Source organism: Bradyrhizobium sp. UFLA06-06, assembly GCF_054820065.1.
The window spans coordinates 153,793-166,794 of sequence record NZ_JADFUD010000012.1 but is presented as its reverse complement, the minus strand read 5'-3'; the positions used below and the strand labels follow the sequence as shown (position 1 = coordinate 166,794).

The following is a 13,002-nucleotide window of genomic DNA, read 5'->3' as shown; positions in this document are numbered from 1 at the left end:
TCCCCAATCGTCGTCCTGGCGAAAGCCAGGACCCATAACCACCGCATTTGATTGTGAACGGGATCGCGGCCCCAGCGCCGCGCAGCAATCAACATTTGTGGTTATGGGTCCCTGCTCCCGTGCGCAATTGCGCACTAGGCAGGGACGACACTGGGTTTGTTGCGCCGCTTGTGAATCATACCTCCGCATTCTCGCGACATGAGCGTGCGATCTCCCCAATCGTCGTCCTGGCGAAAGCCAGGACCCATAACCACCGCATTTGATTGTGAACGGGATCGCGGCCCCAGCGTCGCGCAATGATTGAGATTTGGGGTAATGGGTCCTGGCTTTCGCCAGGACGACGATGAGGATGGTCCTCGATTCATGATGACAAACACACGGTGTCATCACCCGCGCATGCGGGTGATCCAGTATTCCAGAGGCCCCTGAGTTCAATCCGATAGGCCGCGGCGTACTGGATCGCCCGGTCGAGCCGGGCGATGACAGTTGTAGTGGGGATGCAGCTTCGTATTCTCGCGACATCTTCTGTCCGAGCTTTGCTCTTCTTCGCCTCTGGAAACAGAGGGCGCAGGGAAAGCCGCGTGCCGATCGCACCCATGGGCCCCGCGTAAAACCACCTCCCCGCTTGACCTTGCCCCTGCGGCCGCCTCCATAGAGGCGCGGTCAGACGATGCGAGGTGATTCGATGAATGCTGCTGCCGCCCGTTTCCTCAGCCCGTCCGAAGCTGCAAGGCAGCTCGGCATCTCCGCGAAAGCGCTGCGCCTCTACGAGGAGCGCGGCCTGATTGCACCCGGCCGCACGCCGGCGGGATGGCGCGCCTATGGTCCGGCCGAGATGGCGCGCGGCGCCGAGATCGTCGAGCTGCGCGCGCTCGGCCTTGGCGTCGGTGAAGTGGCGCGGATCCTGAACGGCGACGCCGTCATCCTCGGCCGCGTGCTGGCCGCGCACGAGGCCACGCTCGAAGCGCGCATCCGCCAATGCGGCGACAGCATCACCAAACTGCGCCGGCTGCGCGCCGACCTCGGCGGCGGCAAGATGCCCGCGACGGGTGACATCATCGGCGCGGTCCGGACGCGGCCGGCGATCGGCGTCGCGTTCGATCTGCCGTGGCCGTGGGGCGGCGAGCGCTTCGAGTTGCGCGACATCAAACGGCTGAACTACATCGTCGGCCCGCTTGGCAGCGGCAAGACGCGCCTTGCACAACGGCTCGCCGAAGCCCTGCCCGGCGCCAGCTTCGTCGGGCTGGACCGCGCGGCCGATGGCGGCGCGGCCGTGCGTGCGCGCCTCGATGCCGACCCGGCGCACAAGGCCAGGGTCGCGGCCAGCCTTGCCACCCTGCTGGCCGACGGCGCCGCGGACTCGCCGGCGCTGACCGCCCTGCTCGCGGCGCTCGAGGCCGGCGACGACGCGATTCTCGTGATCGACATGCTCGAGCAAGGGCTCGATGCGGCGAGCCAGGAAGCCATCGTCGCGCATCTGCGCCGCCGCGGACCCGAGGCGCGGCCGCTGTTCTTCCTGACCCGCTCCAATGCGATCCTGGATCTCGACGCGGTCGGCGGCGATGAAGCGATCATCCTGTGCCCCGCCAATCACAGCCGGCCGATCTGCGTTACGCCCGTCCCCGGCGCGGCGGGCTATGAAGCGGTCGCGACCTGCCTCGCTTCGCCCGAGGTCCGCGCGCGCACCGAAGGCACGATCGCGTGGCGGCCGTCCTGACTTCTCGCATTGGTTGTATTATAATCGTATGACAATGCACGACGCAGGTCGGATGCGCGCCGGAAAAGTGTGCTATAAGCACGCGCGATGATCGAGCTTCCCCGTACCCAGGCCTTGCGTTGCTTCATCACGGTTGCCCGTGAGGGCACGGTATCGCGCGCAGCGGCGATGCTGAAACTGACCCAGCCGGCGGTCAGCCTGCAACTGAAGGCACTCGAGGAAAGCACCGGGCTGCAGCTGTTCAACCGCACCCCTGCCGGCTTCACCCTGACCGAGGCCGGCGCCGCGCTGCTGCCGCTGGCGCACCGGGCGGTCGCGGCCGCCTCCGACTTCAAGGCGATGGCGGACTCGCTGAACGAGGCGCAGCGCGGCACGCTGCGCGTCGGCACCATCCTCGACCCCGAATTCACCCGGCTCGGACCATTCGTGCGCAGCCTTGCGATGTCCTCGCAGCGCACCGAAGTCTTCCTGCGCCATGGCGTGAGCGACGACGTGCTGGCGCAGATCGGCCGGGGCGAACTCGACGTCGGCTACTATGTCGACGCCACGCCTCAGGACCAGCTCGCCCATCACAGCTTCACCGAACGGACCATCGCCGACGGCCGCTACCAGCTCGCCCCGCTGCTCTGCTACGACTACCGGGTGATCGCGCCGATCGCCTGGCGCGACCGGGTGATGGGCAAGGGCTGGGCCGAGCTCGCCGAGCTGCCCTGGCTCGCGACACCGCCGCACTCCGGCCACCGGCGGCTGCTCGACGACATCTTCCGCCCGCTCGGCGCATTGCCGAAGCGGATCGGCTACACCGACCAGGAAGAGGCGATGATCGACTTCGTCGAATCCGGCCTCTGCCTCAGCCTGGCGCGCGATAACGTGCTGGCGCCGCGGATGGCACGGCCGCATCAGTTCGTGGTCGCCGACAAGGTGAAGCTGACCTGCGATCTCTCCTTCGCCAGCCTCGCCGCCCGCCGCCAGGAGCCGGTGATCGCGCACGCCTTCGCAAGCGTGCGCGCGGTATGGAATATCAAGCCGGCGATCGCCGGCGCCGGACCGACGCGGACGCGGAAGGTCGCAAAGAACGTGTGAGCGGCGCACGGAGGCGCGGATCAGGAAACGGTTCTGTTTACTTCGGTCTCGCGGATTAGACTGGCAGCGACGGAGTGCGGCAGGTCGGCTTTGGGCTAGAAGCAGACAAAGGTCGCGACAACCGAACGCTTTGATTGTCATTTCGCTCGCTTGAACACCAACTCCAACGTGATGCCGGCCGGCGTGCGTGGATTTGTTAGTTTCAATTCATCGTCGGTGATCGATGTCACGATGCGGCGTTGATTTGGCGCTCCGACCAAGTTGGGAAACGAACTCGCCTCGATGTTGACGTGGATCGTTTTAGTGCTCTCGTCCACTGTGTATGTTCCGGTGTAGGCAACGACACCTGACGCGATAGCCATGGCCTCCTCGGGGGAAGGACGTGCGGAATCGCCTGATACATACTTTGGAGCGTCGGAGCGCACAGTGATGAAATGGAAGCGGCCATCGGCGGTATAGGTGACAGCGCCTTGCAACTTCGGTCGCTCCACGGGACTGCCATCTTCACGTGTCCCGGTGCTGGATACGTAAATCCAAGTGCCGACCAACTGATCCTTGAGAGACTTTCCTTGGGAAATACTATCGTTCGGGAATGCTACAATCGAAATCAACGCGGCCGCACAAAGTCCAAGTGCATAACGTCTGTTCATGAGACGCCCCCTGCTCTGGCAACGCGGGCAACATTAGTCGGCGTTCCAATTGTCAGCAATGGATCAAAAAGACGACGTGACGAAAGATGCCACCTCATCAATGAACCAAGACCTAGGCCGCGACGACCAGCGGTCTCGTCATGTCCGCCATCGTGGGCACCAGCGACGGCGCGTCACAATCCTGCAGCGCGAGCTCGTCGACCAGCTCGCGCAGCCTTGGCGGCAGATCGGCGTAGTCGCCGCGCAGGGCATGGCGCAGCCTCTCGCCAATCTCTTCGCAGATGGCGCGCGCGTGCTCGGACGCAATCGGATGATGCTTAGTCATGGACGTGGACCGCTGGCGATGACTGCGCGCCGTCCCACTGCACTTCCGCAACCACGGATCCCGCATGTGCACATGCGATCAAGACGAGGATCCGAACAATGCTGAACATGGTTCGTACTCCCTTTTCCTGACCTTCAATAACAGCAGGTCGTTGCCGCCCGATTAGGGAAACTGGTTCTCACCGCCTTTAAGGGATTGGTAAACGCGAGGTTCACGACCGGCGGAGCCCGATCAAGTGCTCCGGACGGCGTCGGCCTCGCCATTCCCGTTGGTCGTTTCCGGCACCTCCGCCGATCAGGGCAGAACTCAACCAGGCGCAGGCCTGCCCGACGCCGCCAATGTCCCCAATCAGGGGGACAGACGAATCCGGCGGAATCAATATGATGCGCGAGCCGACGGCGGTCGGCTATCATCGGCCGCAGATAAAAAGAACCTGCTGGGAGGATTTGCAATGAAGCTGGCCATGGCCGGACTGTTGACATTTGCGAGCGCGATCCTGATTGCGCCGGGCGCGCGTGCCGATATCAAGGTCGGCGTCGTGGTGTCCGGATCCGGACCGGGCTCGGCGCTCGGCCAGCCGCAGATGCGCACCATCGCCGCGCTGCCGAAGGAGATCGGCGGCGAGAAGGTCACCTATATCGCGCTCGACGACGAGTCCGACCCGACCAAGGGCACGCAGAACGCGCGGCGCCTCGTGATCCAGGACGGCGTCGATATCCTGATCGGCTCCTCGCTCACCCCGGTGACCATGCCGATGCTCGACGTCGCCGTGGAGAGCAAGACGCCGATCATCTCGCTCGCGGCGGCAACCGCGATCGTGCAGCCGATGGATGACCGCCGCCGCTGGGCGTTCAAGGTGGTGCCCAATGACGACCTGATGGCGGCGGCGATCCTGAAATACATCGCCAAGTCCGGCATCAAGACGCTCGGCTATATCGGCGTCTCCGACGGCTATGGCGAAGGCTATTACAAGGAGGTATCGCGGCTCGCCCCTCAGCTCGGCCTCACCGTGACGACGCATGAGGTCTATGCGCGCGCCGACACCAGCGCGATGGGCCAGGCGCTGAAGGTGATCGCGACCAATCCGGAAGCGGTGTTCATCGCCTCCGCCGGCACGCCGGCGGTGCTGCCGCAGGAGGCGCTGCGCAGCCGCGGCTATGCCGGCAAGATCTTCCAGACCCATGGCGTGGCCTCGGAAGAGTTCATCAAGCTCGGCGGCGCCAATGTCGAGGGCGCGATCTTCACCGGCGAAGCCTTCACCATCGCCGACGATCTGCCGGCGAACGATCCGTTCCGCCAGGTGCGCGACGAGTTCGTGTCGTCCTACGAGAAGGCCAACGGCTCGAGGCCGAACATTTTCGGCGCCCATCTGTGGGACGCCGTCACGCTGTTCAAGCGGGCGGCGGCGAATGCGCTGAAGACCGCAAAGCCCGGCACGGCGGAATTCCGCGCCGCGCTGCGCGACGAGCTCGAGCGCGGCAAGGACGTCTATCTGAACAACGGCCTCTCGACGATGAGCCCGACCGACCACAACGGCTATGACGAGCGGTCGGCGTTCCTGATCAAGGTCGAGGGCGGCAAGTTCCGGCTGGTGAGGTAGAGCGTCACCTCTTGCGCGCCACGATGTAGGGGCGGTGATCGTCGCCCCTCGTCGCATGGTTCTCTGCAGCAACAATCTCGAACCCGCCGGCACCCAAGAACTCGCGCAGTCTCTCGGACGTGAACACGCCTGCATGGGGCGCCATTCCGATCGCGCGCATCGCCGGCAGCACAAGCCGGACCAGCGGGTTCATCTCACCAACACAGGGCGTCTTGGAAATGAAAACGCCATCTGCCACCAGCAGCGCGTGAATCCGGCAGAGAGTGCCATGCAGGTCCCGAATCAGATGGAGGTAGTTGAACCCCAGGATGGCGTCGAACGGTCCAGCGTCGACCGCAGTGGTATCGGCAGTCGCGACCCGGAACGTCAGACCCCGGATAGGCGTCGTCGCGTGCTTCTCATTGGCGATCGCAATCATCTCCGCCGAAATGTCGGTGGCGAGATAGCTCTCGACGTCGCCCGCGAGCCGGAGCGCCGTGGTGCCGGTCCCGCAACCGAGCTCCAGCACACGATCGCCGGATTTCAACAGTGCACGGGTGCGGTCCAGCGTGCGCTCATATTCGGCCGGCGCTGCGACCGGCCGCGCGGCATATTTGCGTGCAGCCCGGTCCCAGAAGCGGGCGTCGCTTTCGATGGTCAAGACAGGCAAATCCTCCGGGCGCGTGCGGGCTCAAAGACCATGAGCAGTCTGCACCCACCCAGGTCAATTCCGTCAAAATGTCGCGCCAGCCTGCTCCAGTCTCGAAATCCCCCTGCGTCACACCTTGCCCTTGCCCGCCGCGCAGATGCCCTTCAGCGCCTGCCATTCGGCCGCCGACAGCAGCGGCTGGCCGCCGGCCGGGCGAGCGGCATCGGCCTTGTCCATGCGGGCGAGGCGATCCTCGGTCAAGGGATGGCTGGAGACCAGCGAGAGCCCCTTGCCGCCCTCCTTGCCGGTGACGCGGAACATCAGTTCGCCCATCGGCTTGGCCGGACGGCCGAGCTTGTGCATGGTCTCGATCGCGAAGCTGTCGGCGTTGGTCTCGGCATCGCGCGAATAGGACGACGTCACCAGCGAGCGCGAGGCGAAGATCAGCGCTCCCGAGCCGGTGACATCGCCGAACAGCAGCCCGATCAGGAACGAGGTGCCGCCATTGTGGATCAGTTCGCGCATGCTGTCGCGGTGGCGGAGATGGCCGAGCTCATGCGCCAGGACGCCGGCGATCTCGTCGGGGTTCTCGGCCTTCTCCAGCAGCCCGTCGAACAGATAGACCTTGCCGCCGGGGAGCGCGAAGGCGTTCGGCACCGACGTCGCCAGCACGCCCGACTGCACCGATGTGTCGAAGCCCGCGGACTGCCGCAACTTGCCGACCAGCTTCGCGAAGGCCGCCTGGCCGGCCGGGTTGTTGCAAGGCTTGCCGTCGAACAGCACTTTGACCTGCGCCTCCGCGACATCGCCGATGCGACGCTCGAACGAGTCGGGCACCAGCGGAGTCAGCCGCTCGGCGGCCAGCGGCACGCCGAACAGCACCACCAGCACGATCGACACCGCGGCCGCGAGCGACCATCCGACGATCGCGGCGACGCCCCTGCGGTTCGGCAGCCCTTCCTCGAGCGTGTCGCAGCGCGCGACGAGCGCGGCGATCAGCCCGGCGTCGCGGATGTCGAGCCGCGCCAGAGGCGGTGCGGTCAGACAGCTCAGCCGCAACAGGCCGGACGGGCTGTCGGCGCGGCGGATGTCGTGAAACGCCCAGCGCGCGAGCAGCGCGCCGTCTTCCCTGATCTCCAGCGCATCGGACAGTCTGAGCGCAACGATGCGCCGCCGGTTCGACAGACCGTCGAAGAAGACGCCGCCGGGATTAGGCAGCGCCGCGGAATTGGTCTGGCCGGAATCGGATTCCATGTAGCTAGAAGCCCCCGACGTCGAGGCCATCGGCAAAACCCTCGCCGAGCGCATTGGCGAGCTCGCCGCGCGCGGTGACGTTGGCCGCCGCCCCGATATTGTGCACGATGGTCGAGGACAGCACCCGGACCCAGAGATCGCGCATCAGATAGACGCGCAACACCACGTTCAGCGCCAGCGCAAAGGCGAGATAGCCGATGCCGAGCAGCACGATCAGCGGAATGCTCTTGGCGAACGCCTCGGTCCTGAAGAAATCCGCGATCGAGGAGCCGTCCATGCTGGCGACCAGCAGGGTGCAGAGCGCGAGATAGGCCGCGAACACCAGGCCGAGCAGCACGACCCAGCCGATCACCTTCCAGTACAGGCCGATCAGCGCGCCGCGGCGAAGCGTGGACTCCAGCCGCACATCGCCGAAACGGATTCCAGACAGCCACCAGCGCCACTCGACCGCCTTGAACGCGGCATAGGCGAACGGGGCGAAGATCGTGCTGTAGAGCGCGAACGGCATCAGCACCCAGAGCCACCAGCCCCGCGCGAAGAACTCCCAGCCGCGGCCCTCGAACGAGCCTTGCAGGTCGCCGTAATAGGAATGCCGCATCTTGTAGCGTTCGAGCGCCGCCTCGCGCCACGGCAGCGCGAGGCCGAGCGTGATCACGACCAGCACGCCCCAGAGCGAGGCCTTGAGCGCATAGACCCAGCCCGAGCCGCTCATCCAGAAGCGGACGCCGCGCCACACCGTGCGGGTCAGCCGGTAACGCCGCGCGCGATAGATCGCGAACTGGCCGAACAGGTAGAAGAACGCGACCAGCGGCAGCGAGGCGAACGCCTTGAGATGCTCCGCCTCGATGCCGATCAGGAAATAGCCGAGATAGATCGGCACCAGGATCGCGAGCGCGACCAGGAAGCCGATCAGGAGTTCCTTGCCGCGGCCGGTATATTCCGGCGCGTCGCCGTCGATCTGGCTGTTCGACCACAGGTGACGGCGGATGTCGGTGGTGAGCCAGAACCGGTAGAAGCCGACCGTGACCAGTTCGAGCCCGGCGCCGCGCGCGATCAGGCGAAAGAACTCCTTCCGGTTCCCTGAGAACGCCACCGGCATCGGCGGCGGGGCCGGCTGCGGAGGCGGCTGCGGCGGCCCCAGCGGGGTCCAGCTCATGTCGTTCACGGGATGGCTCCTGGACGGGACAATCTCTAGGTTATCAAAAGCACAGATTTGTCGTCGCGAGTGTGATCCAGGTTTCACACAAGGTCGAGAGCCGAGGCGGTTTTTTGGCGCGGTGCAGTTGGCTTTGCCTTAACGAGATTGCCGGAAACCGTGTCCGCACTCCGGGAAACCCGGCGCGGTTCACTTTCCGAGACGGTCCTCCGGGATGGCCAGGATTGCTCTTCTCGCCGAAACGCGCCGCATCTTGCCGCATGAGACTGCGACCGCAGTTCGCTATCGCAGCTTGCCGAGCCACAGCGCGGTGAGCGCCGAGCGATTGCGCACGCCGAACTTGGCGTAGATCGACTTGACGTGGAAATGCGTGGTGTTCGGACTTTGGTCGAGCCTCTGCGCGATCTGCTTTTCCGTGTGCCCGTCGAGCAGTGCGAGCAACACCCTGCGTTCAGCAGGTGTCAGGGCTGCATTGGCGATCAGCAGGCCGTGGCTGAGCAGTTGCTGACGGTGAAACCATCTCAACCCGCGCATCACGAAGCCCAGACGCTGGCCGTCCTGCGCCGAGAAGCGAGGGGCCTCCGCATCGCGAAACACGAACAGGCGAATCCTCACGTCGTCATTGAGCGCGATGCGCACGGAAATGCTGTCGGCGAAGCCGACGTCCAAATAGTGCCGCCGATAGTGCTCGCCCTCGAACCATTCCGGCGGCAGCGCTTCGAACAACAGGCGGACGCGGAACGGCTCATCTCCCGACATGGAAAGGATCTGAGACAGGTCGACGTCGCGGGACCAGAGCGTATCGAACTGCTTCTGCACGGATGCTGCCACCGCCGGTATCGGGTCCAGCACCCGGACGAGGCGCGGACGCCAACCGAGCAAGGGATCGGCCCGCTTCGGCGAAGGCAATCGCACGACAACGCCCCACAGCACATTGCGTGCCGACAACATGGTACGCAGTGCGGCTAGCAGATGTGTCAGTGCGGCGTCGCCGTCGCCGACGGAGAACTCGGCCAGCCGATCCCAGAGTGCATAGACATCTTGATTCTGCGGATTGGTGGAATCCGTGGATAGATACATGTCCCCCCGAAACAAGTGCGCAGGTCACCGACCTTCGAGCAAGCATAGGAGACACCGGACCACCTTTCTAGGTAGTTCCCAGGCGCATCACGTGGCGCGATATTCAGTGCGGGTGTTGGGAAGACTGGCCTTCTCACCGTCACGATATTCGGAGATTAACGATGCGCACAGCAACGGGCGCGCGCCGGCTTGACACGCCCGACGACGACCGGACGGAGCGGCGGTGGCGTCTCGGCTTTTTCATCGCCCTATCATGCGCCGTTTTGATTGCACTCGCGGTCTTCGCGCAGGAGCAAACTGCTGAAGCGTTGATCCGACCCACTGGCCCGCTGCCGGCGATCAACATTCCCTGATCGAGGCGCTGTTGGCGCACCATTTGCCTGGAGCCGAGATTTCATTTGCATTGGAAGCACGACGCTCGCTAACGCCCAGTCATTAGCCAACTCCTGGAGATCATCATGCGCGCCGTTGCAATTGCTGCGATTGCAAACGCTTTTGTCCGCGTATTCCCTGCATCGTCATTGCAAGCAAACGTCCTCAAGCAGACCGCGATGCTCTGTGGAGCAGCCCTCTTGGTGTGGCTGCTGTCGGTGACTTATGGGCTGGATCTCAGTGCCGGATTCTTCTAGCCGATCAGCATCTGATTTTTGCGTTTGCTTCGGTATCCAGCCCCCTTGAGCCACATGCGCAGGGGTCGTCGCGCTCTTCAGGGGCAAGTTCATAGAAGGACGCGGAAATGCTCTGCTCAGACGTTTTGCTCTGCGGCTCGAAGTCCTGGGTTGAAGCTGCCGGCTATCTCGCATCGCTTCTCGTCCTCGCCACGTTTTGCATGAAGACGATGCTCCCGCTCAGGATCGCGGCCATCTTGAGCAATGTCGCGTTCATCGCATACGCGTTCTTCGACGGCTTGTATCCAATCCTCATCCTTCACTCGGTTCTGCTGCCTCTTAACGTCATCCGAACAGTCCAAATGCTCCGCCTCAGGCGAATTGTGGAGCAGGCATCCAAGGGCGAATTCACAACCGAACCGCTATGTCCGTTCATGAAATCCGCGACGTGGAAGGCCGGGGAGATCATTTTCAGGCAAGGGGATTACGCCGATCGCATCTATCTGCTTGCAAAGGGAAGCGTACGCCTGAGTGAAATCGATCTCGTTCTGGGGGCGGGAGAGCTGTTCGGGGAAATTGGCGTTTTCTCGACGGCACATCAGCGTACCCAGACGGCTCAGGCAATTTCCGATGTCGAGCTGCTCTGGCTCACCGAGCGCGAGCTCGCCCAGGTGTGCCATGCGGATCCTGCCCTGGCTTTCCACTTCCTGAAGCTGTCGATCAACCGCCTGCTGGCCAACACGGGACGCCAGCCGGGTCGTTCTTTCGTGGTCCCGATACCCCCGGCCGGCGAGAACGAGCTTCGAACCCTAACGAGGGAAATACATACTTACCGATCAGGTGATGGAACGACCAGCAAGGACGCCGCCGCAAGCGAGGACAGGTGCGATGAACAGATGGATCTTGTCGGCATGCCTTCTGGCGCTCACGGCAGCTCCGGCTGCTGCCGTCGACGTGCGGCTGGATTCCTATCGCAATCCGAAAAATGAGAACTTTCGCATCTTCAATCATATGTACCTGGACGGCGTCAGGGGCGGCCTGATGGCTTCCAATGCCTGGCTGAAACGGCATGGCGGCCAATTGTTGTTCTGCATGCCCGACGACCTTGCACTGAGCAGCGAGCAGACCGAAGAGATCATGCTGAAGTCCGCCGACAAGCGGTCGGCGAAAGGTGAGATGGTGATCGCTCTCCTGCTGCTGTGGGGGATGCAGGACACCTACCCCTGCGAAAAACCCGCCGGCGAGAAAGCCGGCAGTCAATAAACGGCGCCCGCACCGTTCGCACGCCGCCGCCCGACCAAATCAAACGCCGTTTCAAACGAGGCGTGATCGCCGCCGCGGCCCCTTCGCCACCGGAAAGGCCCGGATTCGGCCGCTTTGGTCTGACATCAATGCGGCCAAATGCACATCGAGAGCCCTTGCGCAAACCGCCGAATGGGAATGTAATTCGGTAAAACATGCCGCGCCGGCCATGCCCCGGCAGCTCAAACGGTTGAGGAGCCGCTCATGCACGGGACCATCGATCTCGTCGACAACACGAATCTGGACGCCGCACGCGAACGCGCCAACACGCTTGCGCTTTCGGACTACGATCCCGGCAATCCCGAGCTGTTCAAGACCGATACCTTCTGGCCGTATTTCGACCGGCTGCGCCGCGAGGATCCGGTGCACTATTGCAAGGACTCGATGTTCGGTCCGTACTGGTCGATCACCCGCTACAACGACATCATGGACATCGAGACCAACCACTCGGTGTTCTCCTCGGCCGCCTCGCTCGGCGGCATCACCATCCGCGACGTGCCGCCGGATCTGCGCCGCGAAAGCTTCATCGCGATGGACCAGCCGCGCCATTCCGCGCAGCGCAAGACCGTGGCGCCGATGTTCACGCCGACCCACCTTGACGAGCTCGCCACCAACATCCGCAAGCGCTCGACCGAGTGCCTCGACAATCTGCCGCGCGGCGAGGTGTTCGACTGGGTCGACAAGGTCTCGATCGAGCTGACGACCCAGATGCTCGCGGTGCTGTTCGACTTCCCCTGGGAAGACCGCCGCAAGCTGACGCGCTGGTCCGACGTCGCGACCACCCTGCCCGGCGCCGGCGGCCTCGTCGCCACCGAGGACGAGCGTCAAGCCGAACTGATGGAATGCGCGGGCTATTTCGCACGGCTGTGGAAGGAGCGCGCGAGCCAGCCGCCGAAGAGCGATCTGCTCTCGATGATGGCGCATAGCGATGCCACGCGGAACATGGACCCGAAGAACTTCCTCGGCAATCTGATCTTGCTGATCGTCGGCGGTAACGACACCACGCGCAACACGCTGTCCGGCAGCATCTATGCGCTGAGCAAGCATCCGGAGCAGTACCGCAAGCTCAAGGAGAACCCGGCGCTGATCGACAGCTTCGTCCCCGAGGTGATCCGCTGGCAGACGCCGCTCGCCCATATGCGGCGCACCGCGCTCGCCGACTACGAGTTCCGCGGCCGCCAGATCAAGAAGGGCGACAAGGTGGTGATGTGGTACGTCTCGGGCAACCGCGACGAGGAAGCGATCGAGAAGCCCTACGAGTTCCTGATCGACCGCGCCCGGCCGCGCACCCACATCTCGTTCGGCTTCGGCATCCACCGCTGCGTCGGTCTGCGGCTCGCCGAGCTGCAGCTCAAGATCATCTGGGAGGAAATCCTCAAGCGCTTCGACACCATCGAGGTGGTGGACGAGCCGCAGCGGGTGTATTCCAGCTTCATCAAAGGCTACGAGACGCTGCCAGTGCGCATCGCCGCGTGAGTCGTGACTAGAACAGGAAGTTCCGCTTGAACTGCAACCACGACGAGGCTGCGCTCCCTCTCCCGCTTGCGGGGGAGGGCTGGGGTGGGGGTGCCACCGCAGAGGTAGTCTTCCCGTGGAGAA

The 13,002-nt window shown here is 64.1% G+C and carries 14 protein-coding genes; 8 read left to right on the top strand and 6 right to left on the bottom strand.

Annotated elements, in window-relative coordinates:
* Positions 1–685: 685 nt before the first annotated feature.
* Positions 686–1,717, top strand: a complete 1,032-nt coding sequence (locus IF803_RS13545; RefSeq protein ID WP_461192457.1) for a MerR family transcriptional regulator — start codon at positions 686–688, stop codon at positions 1,715–1,717.
* An 87-nt stretch (positions 1,718–1,804) separates the two neighbouring features.
* Entirely contained in the window at positions 1,805–2,800 is a 996-nt protein-coding gene (locus tag IF803_RS13540; RefSeq protein WP_018273276.1) for a LysR family transcriptional regulator, read from the top strand.
* Between the two features lie 137 nt (positions 2,801–2,937).
* On the opposite strand, the gene IF803_RS13535 is transcribed toward IF803_RS13540, so the two are convergent.
* Together IF803_RS13535 and IF803_RS13530 are read right to left on the bottom strand one after the other, a co-directional pair.
* Positions 2,938–3,450 carry a lipocalin-like domain-containing protein gene (locus tag IF803_RS13535; RefSeq protein ID WP_461192456.1) on the bottom strand — a complete coding sequence of 171 codons (513 nt, stop codon included), beginning with the start codon at positions 3,448–3,450 and terminating at the stop codon, positions 2,938–2,940.
* A gap of 112 nt (positions 3,451–3,562) precedes the next feature.
* A complete protein-coding gene (locus IF803_RS13530) occupies positions 3,563–3,775 on the bottom strand; it encodes a hypothetical protein (protein WP_461192455.1) in 213 nt (70 codons plus the stop codon).
* A gap of 451 nt (positions 3,776–4,226) precedes the next feature.
* Between IF803_RS13530 and IF803_RS13525 the strand changes: the two genes are divergently transcribed.
* Entirely contained in the window at positions 4,227–5,375 is a 1,149-nt protein-coding gene (locus IF803_RS13525) for an ABC transporter substrate-binding protein (protein ID WP_461192454.1), read from the top strand.
* A 4-nt stretch (positions 5,376–5,379) separates the two neighbouring features.
* Here the strand turns inward: IF803_RS13525 and IF803_RS13520 are convergent, their stop codons facing one another.
* The 4 genes from IF803_RS13520 to IF803_RS13505 form a co-directional block, all read right to left on the bottom strand.
* Entirely contained in the window at positions 5,380–6,015 is a 636-nt protein-coding gene (locus IF803_RS13520) for a class I SAM-dependent methyltransferase (protein WP_461192453.1), read from the bottom strand.
* 117 nt (positions 6,016–6,132) lie between these two features.
* Positions 6,133–7,257 (bottom strand): M48 family metallopeptidase, encoded by a 1,125-nt coding sequence (locus IF803_RS13515; RefSeq protein WP_461192452.1) that lies wholly within the window; start codon positions 7,255–7,257, stop codon positions 6,133–6,135.
* A gap of 4 nt (positions 7,258–7,261) precedes the next feature.
* Positions 7,262–8,413 (bottom strand): DUF898 family protein, encoded by a 1,152-nt coding sequence (locus IF803_RS13510; RefSeq protein ID WP_461192470.1) that lies wholly within the window; start codon positions 8,411–8,413, stop codon positions 7,262–7,264.
* Positions 8,414–8,695: 282 nt separating this feature from the next.
* Positions 8,696–9,493: a helix-turn-helix domain-containing protein gene (locus IF803_RS13505; RefSeq protein WP_038386276.1), complete on the bottom strand. Its 798-nt coding sequence runs from the start codon at positions 9,491–9,493 to the stop codon at positions 8,696–8,698.
* A 161-nt stretch (positions 9,494–9,654) separates the two neighbouring features.
* Here IF803_RS13505 and IF803_RS13500 point away from each other — a divergent pair, with 161 nt between their 5' ends.
* The 5 genes from IF803_RS13500 (at position 9,655) to IF803_RS13480 (ending at position 12,879) form a co-directional block, all read left to right on the top strand.
* Positions 9,655–9,846 carry a hypothetical protein gene (locus IF803_RS13500; RefSeq protein WP_304496747.1) on the top strand — a complete coding sequence of 64 codons (192 nt, stop codon included), beginning with the start codon at positions 9,655–9,657 and terminating at the stop codon, positions 9,844–9,846.
* 105 nt (positions 9,847–9,951) lie between these two features.
* Positions 9,952–10,122 (top strand): hypothetical protein, encoded by a 171-nt coding sequence (locus IF803_RS13495; protein ID WP_461192451.1) that lies wholly within the window; start codon positions 9,952–9,954, stop codon positions 10,120–10,122.
* A gap of 107 nt (positions 10,123–10,229) precedes the next feature.
* The gene (locus tag IF803_RS13490; RefSeq protein WP_461192450.1) at positions 10,230–11,090 is read left to right on the top strand and encodes a cyclic nucleotide-binding domain-containing protein; all 861 of its coding nucleotides are present in this window, start codon (positions 10,230–10,232) and stop codon (positions 11,088–11,090) included.
* A gap of 52 nt (positions 11,091–11,142) precedes the next feature.
* Positions 11,143–11,364 carry a hypothetical protein gene (locus tag IF803_RS13485; RefSeq protein ID WP_461192449.1) on the top strand — a complete coding sequence of 74 codons (222 nt, stop codon included), beginning with the start codon at positions 11,143–11,145 and terminating at the stop codon, positions 11,362–11,364.
* Between the two features lie 243 nt (positions 11,365–11,607).
* Positions 11,608–12,879 carry a cytochrome P450 gene (locus IF803_RS13480; RefSeq protein ID WP_461192448.1) on the top strand — a complete coding sequence of 424 codons (1,272 nt, stop codon included), beginning with the start codon at positions 11,608–11,610 and terminating at the stop codon, positions 12,877–12,879.
* Positions 12,880–13,002: the final 123 nt, after the last annotated feature.